The 18,194-nt window shown below is 33.1% G+C and carries 16 protein-coding genes and 1 riboswitch; of the genes, 9 read left to right on the top strand and 7 right to left on the bottom strand.

Going from position 1 to position 18,194, the window contains the following annotated elements; all coding sequences use genetic code 11:
* Position 1: 1 nt before the first annotated feature.
* Complete coding sequence (locus ACFWV9_RS05265) at positions 2 to 1,741, bottom strand: Na/Pi cotransporter family protein (RefSeq protein ID WP_411894188.1); 1,740 nt, start codon at positions 1,739 to 1,741, stop codon at positions 2 to 4.
* A gap of 135 nt (positions 1,742 to 1,876) precedes the next feature.
* Here ACFWV9_RS05265 and ACFWV9_RS05260 point away from each other — a divergent pair, with 135 nt between their 5' ends.
* Entirely contained in the window at positions 1,877 to 2,728 is an 852-nt protein-coding gene (locus ACFWV9_RS05260) for a flagellar motor protein MotB (protein ID WP_411894187.1), read from the top strand.
* Between the two features lie 106 nt (positions 2,729 to 2,834).
* A complete protein-coding gene (locus tag ACFWV9_RS05255; RefSeq protein WP_411894186.1) occupies positions 2,835 to 3,554 on the top strand; it encodes a DUF6503 family protein in 720 nt (239 codons plus the stop codon).
* 67 nt (positions 3,555 to 3,621) lie between these two features.
* On the opposite strand, the gene ACFWV9_RS05250 is transcribed toward ACFWV9_RS05255, so the two are convergent.
* The 3 genes from ACFWV9_RS05250 to ACFWV9_RS05240 form a co-directional block, all read right to left on the bottom strand.
* Positions 3,622 to 5,421, bottom strand: a complete 1,800-nt coding sequence (locus ACFWV9_RS05250; protein WP_411894185.1) for a ribonucleoside-diphosphate reductase subunit alpha — start codon at positions 5,419 to 5,421, stop codon at positions 3,622 to 3,624.
* Between the two features lie 3 nt (positions 5,422 to 5,424).
* The gene (locus ACFWV9_RS05245; protein WP_411894184.1) at positions 5,425 to 6,714 is read right to left on the bottom strand and encodes a ribonucleotide-diphosphate reductase subunit beta; all 1,290 of its coding nucleotides are present in this window, start codon (positions 6,712 to 6,714) and stop codon (positions 5,425 to 5,427) included.
* A 479-nt stretch (positions 6,715 to 7,193) separates the two neighbouring features.
* The gene (locus ACFWV9_RS05240; RefSeq protein ID WP_411894183.1) at positions 7,194 to 7,766 is read right to left on the bottom strand and encodes a DUF3109 family protein; all 573 of its coding nucleotides are present in this window, start codon (positions 7,764 to 7,766) and stop codon (positions 7,194 to 7,196) included.
* Between the two features lie 89 nt (positions 7,767 to 7,855).
* Here ACFWV9_RS05240 and ACFWV9_RS05235 point away from each other — a divergent pair, with 89 nt between their 5' ends.
* The 3 genes from ACFWV9_RS05235 to ACFWV9_RS05225 are packed head-to-tail and all read left to right on the top strand — an operon-like array spanning position 7,856 to position 9,265.
* A complete protein-coding gene (locus tag ACFWV9_RS05235) occupies positions 7,856 to 8,437 on the top strand; it encodes a MarC family protein (RefSeq protein WP_411894182.1) in 582 nt (193 codons plus the stop codon).
* Positions 8,438 to 8,453: 16 nt separating this feature from the next.
* On the top strand, positions 8,454 to 8,657 hold the full coding sequence (locus ACFWV9_RS05230) for a hypothetical protein (protein ID WP_411894181.1): 204 nt from the start codon (positions 8,454 to 8,456) through the stop codon (positions 8,655 to 8,657).
* Complete coding sequence (locus ACFWV9_RS05225) at positions 8,654 to 9,265, top strand: FAD-dependent oxidoreductase (RefSeq protein ID WP_411894180.1); 612 nt, start codon at positions 8,654 to 8,656, stop codon at positions 9,263 to 9,265. The genes ACFWV9_RS05230 and ACFWV9_RS05225 overlap by 4 nt, the downstream gene beginning before the upstream one ends.
* On the opposite strand, the gene ACFWV9_RS05220 is transcribed toward ACFWV9_RS05225, so the two are convergent.
* The 3 genes from ACFWV9_RS05220 to ACFWV9_RS05210 form a co-directional block, all read right to left on the bottom strand.
* A complete protein-coding gene (locus tag ACFWV9_RS05220; RefSeq protein ID WP_411894179.1) occupies positions 9,255 to 10,862 on the bottom strand; it encodes a S41 family peptidase in 1,608 nt (535 codons plus the stop codon). The genes ACFWV9_RS05225 and ACFWV9_RS05220 overlap by 11 nt on opposite strands.
* Positions 10,862 to 11,293, bottom strand: a complete 432-nt coding sequence (locus tag ACFWV9_RS05215) for a deoxycytidylate deaminase (RefSeq protein WP_411894178.1) — start codon at positions 11,291 to 11,293, stop codon at positions 10,862 to 10,864. Before ACFWV9_RS05215 ends, ACFWV9_RS05220 begins: the two co-directional genes overlap by 1 nt.
* Before the next feature lie 104 nt (positions 11,294 to 11,397).
* Positions 11,398 to 11,988, bottom strand: coding sequence for a HupE/UreJ family protein (locus ACFWV9_RS05210; RefSeq protein ID WP_411894177.1), 591 nt, complete (start codon positions 11,986 to 11,988; stop codon positions 11,398 to 11,400).
* Positions 11,989 to 12,122: 134 nt separating this feature from the next.
* A riboswitch (SAM riboswitch) is annotated at positions 12,123 to 12,245 on the top strand.
* A 108-nt stretch (positions 12,246 to 12,353) separates the two neighbouring features.
* Between ACFWV9_RS05210 and ACFWV9_RS05205 the strand changes: the two genes are divergently transcribed.
* From ACFWV9_RS05205 to metF, 4 genes are read left to right on the top strand one after another with little or no spacing between them, the layout of a single operon-like run.
* The gene (locus tag ACFWV9_RS05205; protein ID WP_411894176.1) at positions 12,354 to 13,526 is read left to right on the top strand and encodes a trans-sulfuration enzyme family protein; all 1,173 of its coding nucleotides are present in this window, start codon (positions 12,354 to 12,356) and stop codon (positions 13,524 to 13,526) included.
* Positions 13,519 to 14,520: a homocysteine S-methyltransferase family protein gene (locus tag ACFWV9_RS05200; protein WP_411894175.1), complete on the top strand. Its 1,002-nt coding sequence runs from the start codon at positions 13,519 to 13,521 to the stop codon at positions 14,518 to 14,520. The genes ACFWV9_RS05205 and ACFWV9_RS05200 overlap by 8 nt, the downstream gene beginning before the upstream one ends.
* A complete protein-coding gene (gene metH, locus ACFWV9_RS05195; protein WP_411894174.1) occupies positions 14,520 to 17,201 on the top strand; it encodes a methionine synthase in 2,682 nt (893 codons plus the stop codon). Before ACFWV9_RS05200 ends, metH begins: the two co-directional genes overlap by 1 nt.
* Entirely contained in the window at positions 17,202 to 18,158 is a 957-nt protein-coding gene (gene metF, locus ACFWV9_RS05190; protein ID WP_411894173.1) for a methylenetetrahydrofolate reductase [NAD(P)H], read from the top strand.
* Positions 18,159 to 18,194: the final 36 nt, after the last annotated feature.

Below are 18,194 nucleotides of genomic sequence, written 5' to 3'. Positions count from 1 at the left end.
TTTAATTATTCAAAAGAGAATCTTTTTTACCATAAAGCAAATCGGCAACCTCAATTAGTTTATCAATCATATCATTCACATTGTCTAAATCATTAAATAGAGAAGAGGCCATGTCAACATTTATTAAATCGTTTCTTATTAACTCATCAATTTTAATATTGTTAGAATGAATGTTAGCCTTAGCTTCCTTTCTTAGTTTAACTAATTTTTCATGGTAAATTTCATTTTCTTTTTCTGTTCTAAATAAGTGAATTGTTCGTAATACTCTCACCACCTTATTTCTAATCTTATCGTATTCTTTTTTAATGTACTTATTATCTGAATTTAAATAAAAGTCTACATTTTTGCTTAATTCTCGCACATCTCTGAGAATTTCAACCATTTCTCTGTTGGCAACTTTCAATTCTAACAGCTGTTTATTTTGTAATTCATTTAATTTCAATGTACTCTGTGCCTTAGTGGCATAACTAATGATCTCTCCATAGATTTTCTTAACTTTTGTTGTATAAAGTTCTCTAACATTTGTATCAAAAAGAATATTAGATTTTTTCACAACCTTTTTAACCTTCAAATCTGATTTGATATCTGTTCTATGAATATTTAAGGCATGAGATACTATTTCAAAAATGGCATTTTTATATAAATATTTTGATTCTTTTGCAATTGCCTCAATAGCCGTTTCAGGATATTTTAAAACATCCTTTGATAAAAATTTAGGTTGGTCTATTTCTTTTTCTACCATCTCCTTCTCAGGGACCATTCTTTCAACAAGCCTTGCTATTGGATTAACAAACCAGACCAATAAAAATGTATTTGCAATATTAAAGGTGGTATGAAATAATGATATGGCTACAGGAATTGCCGCTGCGTTAATGTATGGTGATTCTGAGCCCAAGTACATAGCCAACCAACTTACCATTTTTAAAAAGGGATAAAATAATATAAGCATCCATAGCACACCTAACAGATTAAAAATCAAGTGTGCTCTTGCAGTTTGCTTAGCCTTATAATTTCCTATAATTGCAGCTAAATTTGCCGTAATTGTTGTACCTACATTTTCACCTAAAACCATAGCTGCGGCTAATTCAAAAGGTATCCATCCTTGTGCCGTCATTATTAAAGTCAATGCCATTGTTGCACTAGAGGATTGTATTACTACGGTTAGTACAGTTCCGATCAACAAGAACAATAAAATGGATAAATATCCTAAATCTGTATACTGTGAAAGAAATGCTAGTAATTCAGGATTATTCTTAATATCTGGCATGGCTTCCTTTAAAAACTGTAGTCCAATAAAAAGCAAAGCAAAGCCAATAATAAAACTACCGAGGTTTTTAAGTTTTTCTTTTTTGAGAAAGGTAAACCCAAATCCAAATCCAACCAAAGGCAAGGCAATGGCGCTCATACTTACTTTAAATCCTAAAATTGTGATTAACCATGCTGTAATTGTGGTTCCAATATTTGCACCCATTATAACGCCAATGGATTCTACCAAGGTTAAAAGTCCAGCATTTACAAAACTGACGACCATTAAAGTGGTTGCAGAAGAAGATTGTATTACAGAGGTAATTAAAAACCCTGTACCTATACCAAGTACTCTATTTGAGGTCATTCTGGCTAAAATTGAACGCATTTTATTACCTGCTAGCAATAAAAGGGCATCACTCATAACCTTCATTCCAAAAAGAAATACACCCAAGGAACCTAAAAGCTGTAATATATCTGTAAAACCGTATTCCATAGTTTATAATTACAGAGTAAAATAATGTGAAAAAATTATAAAATGAAAAATATGAATTTTATTTTCTTTTCAACGTCTTTTTTTTTGGTTTCGTCGTATATATAATCGAAATTAATTTTAAACTAAAACCAACAAATGAAAAAAATTTCAATCCTATTAGTAACAATGCTTCTTTTAAGTTCTTGTGTTTCTAAAAAGAAGTACTTAGCACTAGAACAAGAAAACGGTGAAATTAAAAGCGAACTCACTAAAACTAAAGTGGCTAAAGAAGACCTAGAAACAAAATTTGCAAAAATCCAAGCTAGAGTTGATGATTATAACACAAAAATTAACTCTTTGAATGAAGATGTTGAAGGTCTTAAAATAGAAAACGACATTAAATTAGATGTAAATGCTGATGGTTCCGTTATTTCTAATGAAAGTAAACGTAAAATGCTTGCTACATTAGAAAATGTAGATGCAGAAAAATTAGCTAACGCTAAAACCTTAAAAGATTCTATGAATTTAGCAATTCAGTATAATCTTGAAAAATCAATGGATACATCAGACCTTAATGAAGATGAAGATATTGCAGTGAATATCAATGAAACTGTAGTAATGATATCTATTTCAGACAAGATGTTATTCAATACTGGTAGCTATAGAATAAGTAATAAATCCAATAACATTTTACAGAAACTTGCTGATGTTATTAACTCAGAAGAAAGTATAGATGTAATGGTTGAAGGCCATACAGATTCTAGAACAATTAATACAGATAAAATTGCCGATAATTGGGATTTAAGTGTATTAAGAGCAACATCTGTGGTAAGAAGATTACAAAACAAATACAATGTAAACCCTGAGCAACTTATAGCATCTGGTCGTAGTAGCTACCAACCATTAGTGGCAAACGACTCTAGAGAAAATCGCTCTAAAAATAGAAGAACACGCATTATATTAATGCCAAATATTGACAAGTTTTTTGCTTTAATGGAAGCAAACTAATCTATTGACCTGAAAAGGCAATTAAACAGAAGCACCCTCCCGTACAGTTCGGCATTGGGTGCTTTTTTTATTTCATATATTGTGGTATGTATTCAAAAAGTCACTTATGAAATATTTAGTAATCATTCTTTTTCATTTCTCAAATACGCTTGTATTAGCTCAAGATATTACCGCTAATCAACTACTAGATAATGCCATTAAATATCATGATCCAAATAATAACTGGAATACTTTTGAAGGGGACTTCACGGTTGTAATGACAACACCAAATAGTTCGGACCGTACAAGTAATATTACAATAAATCTACCCGATGAATATTTCAGTGTAAATGCCAAACGTGATACGGTCACCACATTTTATAGTATTGACAAAGGTGTGTGTAAAATGAAGTATAATGGTAAAGTCTTAGATAGCATACAAGCAAAAGAGAAAAATCTAAGCTGTGAAAGAGCTGAACTTTATAAAAACTATTACACGTATTTATATGGCCTACCAATGAAGTTAAAAGATCCTGGGACCAATCTCAATAATTCTATTGAAAAAAAATCATTCAAGGGTAAAGATTATTTAGTATTAAAAGTTACTTATGATGAAGCTGTAGGTAGTGATGTTTGGTATTTCTATTTTGATCCAAACACCTATGCCATGGAAATATATCAATTCTTTAAAACGGATGAAAATGGTAAAGAGAAACCTGACTCTGGTGAATATATTCTGTTATCTCAGCAAACCAATGTAAACAATATTAAAATGCCAAAAATCAGGGCTTGGTATTATAATAAAGATGATAAGTTTTTAGGTACTGATACTTTGATTAAAAACTAAAAAAGCACCTCTGTTCAGAGGTGCTTCTTAATATTTAAAATGAGATTCCTTTTTTCAAAGGAATTGGTTATCCTTCACAACTTGCACATTCTTTCTTTTGCTTAAACTTCTGTGCAGCATTCATACTGTGCTGGTAGTACAAGGATTTAACACCTAACTGCCAAGCGGTGACATAAATTTTATTGATATCCTTAACTGGCATATCCGGATGCACCATTATGTTTAACGATTGTCCTTGATCAATATGGTTCTGTCTATTTGCCGCCTGATAAATGATAGTCATTTGGTCAATTTCAGAATAGGTTTTAAAGACGTCTTTTTCAAGCTCTGTCAAACCTTCTAAATGCTGCACTGAACCATCATAATCACGTATACTCTTCCAAACCTCAACAGTATCCATTCCTTTTTCTGCTAAAAGTGCTTTTAAGAAAGGATTTTTTATAGTTGTTTTTATTTTCGCAATGTCCTTAACGTAACTGTTAGACCATATTGGTTCAATTCCTTGAGAAACTTGTCCCAAAATAAATGCAGACGATGTTGTTGGTGCTACGGCATTTAATGTCGCATTACGTCTTCCGTACCCTTTTAATACTTCTGGCTCACCAAATAAATTAGCCAACTCTTCTGAGGCCTTAACTGATTTTTCTTTAATTGTTTTAAAGATTTCACTATTAAGGTTAAATGCTTCCTGGCTATCAAACGGTAACATTTTTGATTGTAACAATGAGTGCCAACCTAATGCTCCCATTCCTAAAGCTCTATTTTCTTTAGCGAAGTTATAGGCTTTCTCCATGAACATGAAAGTCTGTTGGTCATCACGATCTGGTGAATCTCTATAAACTTCAAGCTTAGTAACAAATTCTTCTAAAACTGCATCTAAGAAATAGATCATGGTTTCTACAGCATCTGTATTCTTCCACTTATCGTAATGCAACAAATTAATAGAAGATAAAACACATACAAAAGACCATCTATCGTTTGTTGGTAACATTATTTCTGAACACAAGTTACTTGCGTAGATTTCATGTTTGTTTTCTTGATAAACCTCTGGTGCTGTATTGTTTGCATTATCCTTAAAGAAGATATAAGGATATCCTATTTCACCTCTTCGTTGTAATACCTTTGCCCAAATGGCTCTTTTTTCCGAATCTCCATCGATCATTTCTTGCATCCACTCGTTACCAACAGTAACACCATGTGTTAACTCTTGTATTGGGTTACCTTCTGTACCGATTTCTAAAAATTCATTTATATCATTATGTTCAATAGGTAGGTATGGGGAAAAACGACCGCGTCTCACTGAGCCTTGGCTAACAACATCAACCATTTTTTCAAATAGTTGCATAATATGAACTGCACCTGAAGATTCTCCGTTGTTTTTTACTGGTGCACCTCTATGACGGAGTTTACCAAAGTAACCTGAAGTACCGCCACCAAGCTTAGACATCATACCAACTTCTGATTGTGTATAGAGAATATCACCCATATCATCAGAAATATGAGAACCGAAACAACTAATTGGTAAACCGCGTTTTTTACCAAAGTTAGACCATACTGGTGAAGCTAAAGAATAAAACCCTTCCGCCATATAGCCATAAAACTTATCCGAAAAACCATCAATCTTTAAAATTCTTTCTGCATTATCAGCTATTTCTCTAATTCTTGCTTCTGGTGTTGCACCTTCTGTTAAATAACCAGATGATAAAAACTTGCGGCTATGGTCAGTTAACCATTTTATTTCGGGTTCAGATTTAGCCTCTTTAATGGCTTCTTTTCTGGCTTTAATTAATTCATCGTGTGGTGAAGTTATTGTAGATTGAGGGTTTGCTACTTGGTCTTCGAGGTCTAAGTTAGTTTTGTCGTTCATGGTTTAAAATAAGTCGTCACTTGTTATACTTTTAGTTCTTTTGCTATAGTTGATAGAGCGTTTTACAAAGAAATCACCGTGTTTAGTACCAATGATTTCATCATCAAACCATTCGGTCTGTTCTAGTAAGCTCTCATCGATATCAAATACTTTATCAATTCCAATACTTTGGAGGGAATTATTGAATCTGTTCTTTATAAATTCGTTTATAACATTTTTAGGAAGGAAGTCTAATTCACCAGCTTCAAAAATCCAATCGACGATTCTACTTTCAGAATCAAAAGCTTCTTCGCACATTACTTTTACTATGGTATTGTATTCTTCACCAAACCACGTTGGGTTTTCATCCTTAATAATTCTAATAACATCGATACCAAAATCTCCATGGATTTGTTCTTCTTTTGAAGTTGCTTCAACAACATTAGAAATCCCCTTAAGCATATTTTTGTGCTTGTTAAAAGCCATTATGATTAAGAATTGAGAAAACAACGATACATGTTCTATAAAGAGCGAGAATAATAAAATAGATTCTGCATACTCCTTGTTATCTTCACTCTTAGCATTCTTTAATGCCGTTTCTAAATAATGCACACGACGCATTATTACAGGGTTTTTCTTAAGTCTTTTAAACTCATTATTTAAACCAAGAATTTCTAATAAATGTGAATAGGCATCATGATGACGTACTTCACTTTCCGCAAAGGTTGCTCCAACAGATCCAATCTCTGGCTTTGGCATTTTGTGGTATATATCTCCCCAAAATGACTTAACCGCGACTTCAATTTGCGAAATCGCAAGCATGGTGTTTTGAATGGCATTTTGCTCAACAATAGTAAGTCTAGTCTTAAAGTCTTGTATGTCGCTTGTAAAATTAAATTCTGAATGTATCCAATAGGAGTGTCTAATAGCATCTACATAGTCGTTCAAAGCAGGATACTCATAAGGTTTTAAATTAATTCGCTTTTCGAAAATATTTGTCTTTCTACTTCTGGTTTGTTCATCCCTGTAAAGAATATAAGCCTTTGCAACATCCAAAAATTGGCTGTCCATTAATTTAATCTCAACAATATCTTGTACCTCCTCTACTGTTGGGACATATTTATAATCTTTACTCTTTCTAACTAATAATTCCGATAATACATTTTTGGCAATTGCATGTGCATCTTCCTTAGTACCGTTACCAACAGACATCATTGCTTTTTCTACAGCATTGGAAATTTTGTTTAAAACAAATGGACTTGTTTCATAATCTCTTTTAATAATTTCTGTGATTTCAAGTTGTTTGGTTTCCATACTTTATTCTTAATTTTTGAGGCTAAAAGACCCTCGGAATAAATTTGCGCTTATTCCTAATTCAATTAGCAAATGCCGTAAAATGTGTTAAATAATTTCCTATAAGAGGAACAAAATGGGCTCGAAATTTTCAAAAACAGAGATTTTTTGATTTTAGGCTCAAAAATCCGCTATTAAAATCTATTTTTTACTTTGCCCACAACAAAGATTGAGAATTGTCTTTAAAATTAAAAGACAAAATAATAAACGTTGTCAACAAGTTTTTAACAAACTTTAAGAACCCCTATAAACAAAGGAATTTTTCAATTTTAAAGGTATGTATTTGATAATCAATCATTTAACAAATACTTGTTTAATTTATAACTGTAAGTAATATCTTATTAAATACACTGTTAACGTTTGTGTTTAAAGGCACTAATGAATTAATAAATAACAAAAAAAGATTAAACAAGGCTAAGCAAGAAAATACTAAACAAAAATTATTTTTCTGTTTTCTCCGAGGCAATTTTTTCTAATTTGGTATACCAATCCTTTCCGAATTTTCTAATTAATGCCTCCCTAACAAATTTGTAAATCGGAACTTGTAATTCTTTACCTAAAGAACAGGCATCATCGCAAATTTCCCACTTATCATAATTTACTGCGGTGAATTCTGAATATTCTCTTGTTCTAATTGGATAGAGATGACAAGACACTGGTTTTTTCCAATCGATAGCACCTTGATTATAGGCTTCTTCAATACCACATAAGGCAGTCTTGTTATCATCAAAAATAACATAAGCACAATCCGCTCCATCAATAAGAGGTGTTTCGTAATCGCCAAACTCTGTTACTATTGACTGCCCTTGTTTTTCAATGACTTCAATGCCCTCTGTCCTTAAAAAAGGTTTAACTTTTGGGTATATATCTTCAAGGAGTTGTACCTCATCCTTTTCTAATGGTGCACCAGCATCTCCCGCTATACAACAAGCGCCTTTACACGCAGAAAGATTACATAGAAAATCCTTCTCGATTATTTCTTCAGAAACTATAGCTTTACCAAGTTGAAACATGAGGCAAAAATAAATAAACTTTACTGTTATTTAATATTGTTAATCTGTAATTAAATCGCACCTTTGCCGCGAAATTTAAAGACAAAGAAATGCAACTTAATTTTAAAGAAATAATTACCGCATTTATGGTGTTATTTGCTGTAATAGATATTATTGGTAATATCCCTATTATTATAGACTTACGTAAAAAAGTTGGACACATACAAAGTGAAAAAGCTTCATTAATTGCAGGAGTTATAATGATTCTCTTTTTGTTTTTAGGTAAGAGTCTTTTAAGTGTAATTGGTGTAGATGTTAATTCTTTTGCGGTAGCTGGTGCATTCGTTATCTTTTTTATTGCTTTAGAAATGGTTTTAGGTATTACCTTGTACAAAGATGAAGAACACAATGCATTAACTGCCTCTGTTTTTCCATTGGCATTTCCACTAATAGCAGGTCCTGGTAGTTTAACAACATTACTCTCATTGCGTGCTGAATTTGAAATCCAAAATATTATTGTTGCTGTAATTAGTAATGTTATTGTTATCTATATTGTACTAAAAACCTCAGCCAAAATAGAACGTATAATAGGTGCTAATGGAATTAATATTGTGAGAAAAGTTTTTGGTGTAATTTTGCTAGCAATTGCTGTAAAGTTATTTGCAGCAAACATTAAGGTCTTATTTGTTTAATTTAATTGAATAATTTATGAAGGTATTCACCTTAATACTTACAATTATTGCTGTAGCACTAATTATTTTCAATGCGACTCAGATTAATTTAGAGGCACCTTTTGAAGGCGATAGTTATACTGCCATATTAACGATTATTGCAGGATTATGTGCTTTAATTTTGCTTCAAATTCTACGGATTTCAAAAAAAATTGAAGCTCTTCAAAAAAAGCGTAAATGAATTTTGATGTATTGATTGTTGGTGCTGGCGCAGCAGGTATGTCTTGTGCATTAATATTAGGGTCTGCAAAAAACAAACCCTTTGCTGCAGATAAAAAAATCGGAATTATTGCACACCAAAAAACATCTCATTTACAGAATGCATTATTTAATAACGTCCTTGGATTAAAACCAGGTACATTAGGTCGAGATATTTTAGAGCAAGGTAAAGCACAGCTACAATCTATTTACCCTCATGTTGTTCAAATTGAAAAAGAAAAAGTTACTTCAATTGAAGATGCGGAAGAGGGTTTCAAGGTTAAAACAAATAAAAACTTATATAACGCAAAGATTGTAGTAGTTACTGTAGGCTATACAAGTTTAATTACTATAAAAGGTCTTGAAGATTTTATCGAACCACATCCAAGGGCAATTATAGAAAAAGATAGAATTTGGATTAAAAACAAAGACCACCTTGTTAAAGAGAATTTATATGTTGCCGGTACTCTTGCTGGCTGGCGCAGTCAATTTTCTATAGCTAGCGGCAGTGGTGCCCAGGTTGCAACAGATATATTAACATTGTGGAATGGTGGTAAGCACACAAAGGTACATGACAAAGTTACTGTCTAAAGTTTGGATATTCTGTACTTAAAATAATTACCTCCTGTACCATTTTATCATCTCGATTTATTACCTCTTCAAAAGCATTGTCATCAAATAATTGACGCGCAAGAGTTGCTTTAATAAGTCGTTTTATTTCATCTCTGTATGCTACAAAAGTGACATTAGAATCTTCTTTAAAATTCACATAATTCTTAAATCGTAACGCCATTTCGTCGCTAACTTCAAAATTATTGATGAAATCATACTTGGTGATATCCTGATATTTATTGCGATCCATGTCTAATTCTTCAAAAGCAAAGAATCCAAATAATCCTCTACGACGCATGTAATTAATCATTTCATTATCAAATGCAGTATCAACAGGAACAAAAATATCTGGTATTATACCACCTCCACCATAAACTACTTTACCTTTTGGTGTGGTAAATTTTAAAGAGTCATCAACTTTTATATTATCCGAGTCGGCAAGTTCACCCGTACGAAGTCTTTTAAAATAGTCACTGAAATAGGTTCGGTTTTTACCATTTTCATATGGTCGTTGAATTGAACGACCTGTAGGTGTATAATATCTAGAAACTGTTAATCTTACCGCACTACCATCGCCTAAGGCCATTTCGCGCTGTACCAAACCTTTACCATAAGAACGACGACCAACAATTATCCCTTTATCATTATCTTGTAAGGCGCCAGCTATTACCTCACTTGCTGAGGCCGAATTCTCATTAATTAGTATATAGATTTCGTTATTTTCAAAATCACCACGTTTTGTAGCATAGGTTCGCTCTTCTCTGCCTTTTTTATCTCGTGTATAAACTATAAGCTTTTTATTTTCTAAAAACTCATCGGTAATTTGTTCTGCAATACCTAAAAACCCTCCAGGATTATCTCTTAAGTCTAGCACCAGCTTTGTTGCGCCTTGATCCTTAAGTTCATTTAGTCCGGTTTTGAACTCTTTGTACGTGGACTCAGCAAAACGATTAATTTTAATATAACCCAACTCTTCAGTTAACATATAGGAGGCGTCAACACTTTTAATTGGAATGTCCTTTCTTCTAATATCAAATTCTAACAAGTCATCTTCACCTTTTCTATAAACTGTGAGTCTAACATTAGTATCCTTGTCTCCTTTAAGTTTATTAGTTATGATTTCATTGGTTATTGTGCGTCCATAAATTGTATCACCATCAGCCAATAAAATTCTATCTCCACTTAAAATACCTGCTTGTTCACTAGGTCCACCTTCGGTTGGTTTTACCACCGCAATTGTATCTTTATATGCATAGAAATTAATTCCTATCCCAACAAAATCCCCTTTCATATTCTCAGTGATTCGCTGCAAATCTTTTTCTGGTATGTAGGTTGAATGCGGATCTAAATTGTCTAAAATTCCATTAACAGTAACATCAACTATACTATCTGTATTTACATCATCTACATATTCGTAATCAATGTAGTCTATTAGTCGGTTGAGTTTGTCCTTTTTGCTATTTGTAGTGAAAAGCCGATCAGAGGTATCAGTGAAATTTAGTTTTCCACCAATTACTACTCCTGTTGCTATTGCAACACCAATGATTAACGGTATGTATTTATTTTTTGTTGACATTAAGCTTTTAAATCTCCAATATAATCCAATTCAATACCTGCCTTACGCAAAAACTGTAACCCTGAGTCGTCCTTATAGCCTTGATGATAAACCACTCTAACTATACCTGCTTGATGAATTAATTTACTACATTCTTTGCAAGGTGACAAGGTTATATAAAGTGTTGCACCCTTACAAGATTGTGTAGAAGATGCCACTTTTAAAATAGCATTAGCTTCAGCATGAAGCACATACCACTTCGTATATCCTTTGTCATCTTCACAATAATTCTCAAATCCCGTTGGTGTACCATTGTAACCATCAGAAATTATCATTCTATCCTTAACTATCAATGCTCCTACCTGCTTACGCTTACAATGAGATAATTTGCCCCATTCCATAGCTATACGTAAATAAGCTTTGTCGTATCGTTTCTGTTTAGTTTCTGACATGAATGCTTTTTATTGCACAAACGTACAATGTAATTAACGAAGATAAAAGTATACTATTTTATAAACAATGTGCTAGGAGTTAAAGTTTTACCAAACTTTGAAGGCTAGTTTAACAGATCGCTTCCAATTATCATAGGAATTACAAGTCCTACAACAACCGCTGAAAGTACCATAACCCAGTCTCTTCTTGAGAATCTAAATATAGTTTGAAATAAAAATCCTAAGAATAAAACAACAAATACAATAATTACTTGAGCGATTTCTATTCCAAGTGCAAACTCTATTAAAAGTTCTAACTTGTTTTCAGATTGCCCAGCAAACATCTTAAATTCTCTAGCAAACCCAAGACCGTGAATTAGTCCAAAAAACAAAGTAGCGAAGAATAAAACACTCAATTTATTAGCCTTCTCTTTTTTACCAGCAGTAAACACGTTATACAATGCGGCAATTAATATAGTAACAGGTATTAAAAATTCAACCAGTTTACCATTGACAGATACAATACCATAAGCAGCTAAAACCAATGATAAAGTATGTCCTAAGGTGAACATGGAAACAAGGATAAGAACACGTTTCCAGTCTTTAAAAACATACGGCACAGATAATACCATTAAAAAAAGGATATGGTCATAGCCGTTTGGGTCAAGTACGTGATTAATGCCATACTGAACATTAAACCAAAAGTTTTCTAACATAATTAATTCGTTTGGGATAGGCCAAAGTTACAATTTAAATAAAACACTTTATCGATAAAATAAAGTGAATAAAATTTGCTTATTCCTTAATTGTTTTCGAATATTGCTATTCAAAGTTCATACGACTTATTGAAATGTTATCAAGAAAGGTGGAGGGATTAGACCCATAGAAGCCTTAGCAACCCTTAAATATTTTAAGAAGGTGCTAAATTCTACGTATTACCAAATTACAAAATAGGGTAATAGATAGATAACCCACAAACAATTGCTTCACTGCAATACCTTTTCTTATAACATTTTCTTAATAGTCTTCAGGCTGAAAAGCTTGTTCAATGGTTCATTGTAACCACAAAATTATTTAGAAAATGAATTCTAAACATACAGAAACTAAAGCAATTAGAACTCAAATAGAGCGCACTCAGTTCCAAGAGCACTCAAACCCCATTTATCTAACATCAAGTTATATTTTTGAAGATGCTGAAGACATGCAAGCTTCTTTTGCTGACGAAAAAGAAAGAAACATATACAGTAGATATTCCAACCCAAACACTTCAGAATTTATTGAGAAAATATGTGAAATGGAAGGTGCGGAACGAGGTTATGCTTTTGCTTCTGGCATGTCTGCAGTGTTTTCGACCTTTGCTGCATTGTTAAATTCTAACGACCATATTGTTTCTTGTCAAAGTATATTTGGTTCAACACAGTCTTTATTTAATAACATATTACCTAAATGGAATATTTCGACTAGTTATTTTAAAATTGATGAAATAGAAAAAATTGAAAAGCTTATAAAACCAAATACTAAAATAATTTATGCTGAGAGTCCTACAAATCCTGCTGTAGATATTCTAGATTTAAAAATCATTGGAGATATTGCAAAAAAGCACAACATCATTTTTATAGTTGATAATTGCTTTGCTACACCATACTTACAGCAACCCATAAAATTTGGTGCTGATTTGGTAATTCACTCGGCAACTAAACTTATAGACGGTCAAGGACGAGTTTTGGGTGGTGTAACTGTAGGGAAAGAAGAACTGGTTGAAAAAGTTTATTTATTTTCAAGAAATACTGGACCAGCACTTTCACCTTTCAATGCTTGGATATTATCTAAAAGTATAGAAACACTTCCTGTTAGAATAGAAAAACATTGTGATAATGCGCTGAAAATCGCAACATTTTTAGAATCCCATGAAAAGGTTCAATTAGTGAAATACCCATTCTTAAAATCACACCCTCAACATCAATTAGCCAAACAACAAATGAAATTTGGTGGAAATATTGTGGCTTTCGAAGTTAAAGGAGGAATCGATGCTGGTAGAAATTTTATCAATTCAATAAAACTATTATCGCTTTCTGCTAATTTGGGTGATACCAGAAGTATAGTAACTCATCCAGCCTCTACAACACATTCTAAACTTGCAGAAGAAGCACGATTGGAAACTGGTATCACAGCTGGTCTCATACGTATTTCAGTAGGACTAGAACATACTGAAGATATTATTAACGACTTAAATCAAGCCTTAAACAATGCCTAATATTACCAACGAAATACAAAAACGAATATTAGTTCTTGATGGTGCCATGGGAACAATGCTACAACAGTACAATTTTACTGAAGAAGATTTTAGAGGCACTCGGTTTAAAGACTACCCTCAAGATTTAAAGGGAAATAACGACTTACTAACCCTAACACAACCTAAAGCTATAGCCGAAATACATTCTAAATACTTTGAAGCTGGGGCAGATATTGTCGAAACTAATACCTTTTCTGGGACCTCTGTCGCAATGGCAGATTATGGTATGGAAAATCTAGTATATGAACTTAATTATGAATCAGCAAAAATTGCCAAAAAAGTTGCCGAACAATTTACTAGTGAAAATCCTAATAAACCCAGATTTGTTGCAGGAAGTATTGGGCCTACAAATAGAACGGCGAGTTTATCACCTGATGTAAATAGACCAGAATATCGTGCAATCACATTTAACGAATTAAGAGTTGCTTATAGGGAACAGGTAGAAGCTTTGATTGAAGGTGGTGTAGACTTATTATTGGTTGAGACTATTTTTGATACCCTAAATGCTAAAGCTGCCTTATTCGCAATCGAAGAAATTAAAGAAGAACGGCAAATTGATATACCGATAATGGTTTCAGGGACTATTACTGATGCATCTGGAAGAACACTTTCTGGGCAGACAGTTGAAGCATTTTTAACTTCAATTTCCCATATCCCGTTGTTAAGTGTTGGATTTAATTGCGCCTTGGGCGCTGAACAACTAAAACCCTATTTACAAAGATTAGCCAATTCTACAGACTTTTATACTTCTGCTCACCCAAATGCTGGTCTTCCCAATGCTTTTGGAGAATACGATCAATCTCCAAAAGACATGCAAATACTTATTGAAGATTACCTAAAAGATGGTATCATAAATATCATTGGTGGTTGTTGTGGCACAAGTCCAGAGCATATAAAAGCAATTGCGAATGTTGCAATAAATTATCAACCTAGAGTATTAAATCTTACAATGTAATGGCTGGTAAAAACAATCAAAAATATCTGACCTTATCTGGACTAGAACAATTGATAGTTACTCCAGAAAGTAATTTTATAAATGTTGGTGAAAGAACCAATGTTACAGGTTCTCGTAAATTCCTAAAACTAATAAAAGAGGAGAAATATAATGAAGCTCTTGATGTAGCAAGAGATCAAGTTGAAGGTGGAGCGCAGATATTAGATGTAAACATGGACGAAGGTATGCTCGATGGCAAAGAAGCAATGATAACCTTTTTAAATCTTATTGCATCAGAACCAGATATCGCAAAAATTCCCATAATGATAGATAGTTCTAGATGGGAAATTATTGAATCAGGGTTGCAGGTTGTTCAAGGTAAAAGTGTTGTAAACTCAATTAGTTTGAAAGAAGGTGAAACTGAATTTGTTAGACAAGCTAAATTGATTAAAAGATATGGTGCAGCTGTAATTGTTATGGCCTTTGATGAAATTGGCCAAGCTGATAATTACCAAAGACGTATCGATATCTGTAAACGCTCCTACGATATTTTAGTTAATACCGTGAATTTTAAACCACAAGACATCATTTTTGATCCTAATATTTTTCCAGTAGCGACCGGAATGGATGAACATCGCAGAAATGCCTTAGATTTTTTTGAGGCTACTAAATGGATTAGAGATAATTTACCCTATGCAAATGTTTCTGGTGGTGTTAGTAATGTATCTTTCTCTTTTAGAGGAAACAATGTCGTTAGAGAGGCTATGCACTCGGCATTTTTGTTCCATGCCATTAAAAATGGTATGAATCTCGGTATTGTTAACCCAACAATGTTAGAGGTTTATGACGAAATAGATCCAAACCTTTTAGAATGTGTAGAAGATGTTCTATTTAATAGAAGGGACGATGCCACCGAACGATTATTAGATTTTGCAGAAACAGTCAAGGGTCAGAAACGTGAAGTTGATACGGCGGTTCAAGAATGGAGAACCAATGATTTACAAGACAGAATTAATCATGCATTAGTTAAAGGTATTGATGCTTTTATTATTGAAGACATTGAAGAAGCAAGATTATCTTCCAACAAACCTATAAATGTAATTGAAGGGCCCTTAATGATTGGGATGAACGTTGTAGGAGATTTGTTTGGCAGTGGTAAGATGTTTTTACCTCAAGTTGTAAAATCCGCAAGAGTGATGAAAAAGGCAGTTGCATATTTACAGCCTTTTATAGAAGCAGAAAAAGATGGCAAAATTGAAGCTGCTGGTAAAATCCTAATGGCAACAGTAAAAGGTGATGTTCATGATATCGGTAAAAATATTGTGAGTGTTGTTTTAGGTTGCAACAATTATGATATTATAGATTTAGGTGTTATGGTACCACCTGAAAAAATAATAGAAACAGCCAAGAAAGAGAATGTAGATATTATTGGTCTAAGTGGTTTAATAACGCCTTCTTTAGATGAAATGGTTTTTGTGTCTAAGGCCATGGAAAAGGAAAAATTAGACATCCCGCTCATTATAGGTGGAGCAACAACTTCTAGAGCACATTCTGCAGTGAAAATTGCACCTAATTATAATAATACAGTAGTACATATTAATGATGCATCAAGGGCAGTAACTGTTGTTGGTAAGCTACTTCATGACAATAACCAAGTTTATAAAAATCAAATACGTGAAGAATACGAATCCTTTAAAGAACAATTTTTAAAGCGAGGTAAGAAAAAGGAATATTTATCTATTGAAGAGGCAAGAAAAAACAAGTTCAATATTGATTGGGATAATTCAGAAATCACTACACCAAAACAGTTAGGGATAAAGGTAGTTGAAGATTTTAATATAGCACTACTTAAAGACTATATAGACTGGACACCGTTTTTTAGAAGTTGGGATCTACATGGTAAATTTCCTGATATATTAAACGACAAAATTGTTGGTAAGCAAGCAACTGAATTATATGAGGATGCAAAGGCCATGCTCAAACAAATTTTTAATGAAAAACTCCTACTAGCCAAAGCAATTTTTGGTTTATTTAAGGCTAATTCTGTCAATGATGATGACATAGAAGTCCATAATGAAAAAGGTGAAACAATATCAAAATTTTTAACACTTAGACAGCAGTCAACAAAATCAAAAGGGAAACCCAATATTGCGCTAGCTGATTTTATAGCTCCTAAATCATCAAACATACAAGATCATATTGGCTGTTTTTGTGTATCAACTGGTTTTGGGACACAAGAATTAGCAGAAAAATTTGAGGCCGAACATGATGACTATAACTCAATAATGATAAAAGCTCTAGCAGATCGTTTGGCGGAAGCATATGCCGAATTTCTTCATGAACATATCAGGACTAAGGTATGGGCATATTCGGTTAATGAAAACCTCAATAATAAGGAGTTAATTAAAGAAAAATATAAAGGTATAAGGCCAGCACCAGGGTATCCTGCATGTCCAGACCATTTGGAAAAAGAAACCATTTGGCAATTGCTAAAAGTTGAGAAAAAAATTGGCGTAAAGCTAACAGAAAACTTGGCTATGTGGCCCGCTGCAAGTGTAAGTGGTTACTACTTTGCAAATGAGAAAGCAAGATATTTTGGTTTAGGTAAAATAAAAGAAGATCAAATTAAGGATTATAGCCAACGAAGAAACATTTCTATTGAAGCGTCTAGAAAATGGCTTAACCCTAACATAGCAGATTAAATGAAAGTTACAGAACATATAAAAAACGCCAATGGGAATACTCAATTTTCATTTGAGATTCTACCACCACTTAAAGGACAGCACATAGATTCTATTTTTAACAATATAGATCCTTTAATGGAGTTTAAACCACCATTTATTGATGTTACCTATCATAGAGAAGAGTACGTATATAAGGATGCAGGAAATGGTCTACTAAAAAAACAAGTTGTTAAAAAGAGACCAGGTACTGTCGGAATATGCGCAGCTATTCAAAATAAATATGGCGTAGATGCAATTCCGCATATTTTATGTGGTGGTTTCACCAAAGAAGATACCGAAAACTTTCTTGTAGATTTAGATTTCTTAGATATTGATAATGTTATGGCCTTGAGAGGTGATGCTGTTAAAAGCGAAACTTACTTTAGACCAGAAACTGAAGGTCACGCCTTCGCCAGTGAGTTAGTATCCCAAATACAAGATTTAAATGACGGAAAGTACTTGGATGAAGAACTACAAAACACCTCTTGTACCAACTTTTGTATCGGTGTTGCTGCGTATCCTGAAAAGCATATGGAAGCACCAAGTTTAGATAGTGATATTCATTTCTTAAAAAAGAAAATAAAACATGGCGCAACCTATATTGTCACTCAAATGTTTTTTGATAACAAAAAGTATTTTGACTTTGTGGCCAAATGCAGAGCAGAAGGTATAACTGTACCAATAATACCGGGATTAAAACCATTGGCCACGAAAAAACAGTTGAATTCAATACCACATAGATTTCATGTTGATTTACCAGAAGATCTAATTCTAGAAGTTATAAAATGTAAAGACAACAAACAAGTAAGGCAGATCGGTGTTGATTGGTGCATACAACAATCTAAAGAATTACAAAAAGCTAATATACCAGTATTGCACTATTACTCGATGGGTAAGAGTGACAATATTAAAGCTGTGGCTTCAGCACTTTTTTAATAACAAAAGCTTCAAGAAAATCTTGAAGCTTTTGTA

It is taken from the genome of Winogradskyella sp. A2 (genome assembly GCF_046762865.1).
Taxonomy (GTDB): Bacteria; Bacteroidota; Bacteroidia; order Flavobacteriales; family Flavobacteriaceae; genus Winogradskyella.
The sequence above is the reverse complement of the archived record's forward strand: the minus strand, read 5'-3'. Positions and strand labels throughout refer to the sequence as shown.

Coding starts and splice junctions, on each gene's coding strand:
- ACFWV9_RS05265 (WP_411894188.1), bottom strand. CDS start 1,741: ATGGAATACGGTTTTACAGATATATTACAGCTTTTAGGTTCCTTGGGT.
- ACFWV9_RS05260 (WP_411894187.1), top strand. CDS start 1,877: ATGAAAAAAATTTCAATCCTATTAGTAACAATGCTTCTTTTAAGTTCT.
- ACFWV9_RS05255 (WP_411894186.1), top strand. CDS start 2,835: ATGAAATATTTAGTAATCATTCTTTTTCATTTCTCAAATACGCTTGTA.
- ACFWV9_RS05250 (WP_411894185.1), bottom strand. CDS start 5,421: ATGAACGACAAAACTAACTTAGACCTCGAAGACCAAGTAGCAAACCCT.
- ACFWV9_RS05245 (WP_411894184.1), bottom strand. CDS start 6,714: ATGGAAACCAAACAACTTGAAATCACAGAAATTATTAAAAGAGATTAT.
- ACFWV9_RS05240 (WP_411894183.1), bottom strand. CDS start 7,766: ATGTTTCAACTTGGTAAAGCTATAGTTTCTGAAGAAATAATCGAGAAG.
- ACFWV9_RS05235 (WP_411894182.1), top strand. CDS start 7,856: ATGCAACTTAATTTTAAAGAAATAATTACCGCATTTATGGTGTTATTT.
- ACFWV9_RS05230 (WP_411894181.1), top strand. CDS start 8,454: ATGAAGGTATTCACCTTAATACTTACAATTATTGCTGTAGCACTAATT.
- ACFWV9_RS05225 (WP_411894180.1), top strand. CDS start 8,654: ATGAATTTTGATGTATTGATTGTTGGTGCTGGCGCAGCAGGTATGTCT.
- ACFWV9_RS05220 (WP_411894179.1), bottom strand. CDS start 10,862: ATGTCAACAAAAAATAAATACATACCGTTAATCATTGGTGTTGCAATA.
- ACFWV9_RS05215 (WP_411894178.1), bottom strand. CDS start 11,293: ATGTCAGAAACTAAACAGAAACGATACGACAAAGCTTATTTACGTATA.
- ACFWV9_RS05210 (WP_411894177.1), bottom strand. CDS start 11,988: ATGTTAGAAAACTTTTGGTTTAATGTTCAGTATGGCATTAATCACGTA.
- ACFWV9_RS05205 (WP_411894176.1), top strand. CDS start 12,354: ATGAATTCTAAACATACAGAAACTAAAGCAATTAGAACTCAAATAGAG.
- ACFWV9_RS05200 (WP_411894175.1), top strand. CDS start 13,519: ATGCCTAATATTACCAACGAAATACAAAAACGAATATTAGTTCTTGAT.
- metH (WP_411894174.1), top strand. CDS start 14,520: ATGGCTGGTAAAAACAATCAAAAATATCTGACCTTATCTGGACTAGAA.
- metF (WP_411894173.1), top strand. CDS start 17,202: ATGAAAGTTACAGAACATATAAAAAACGCCAATGGGAATACTCAATTT.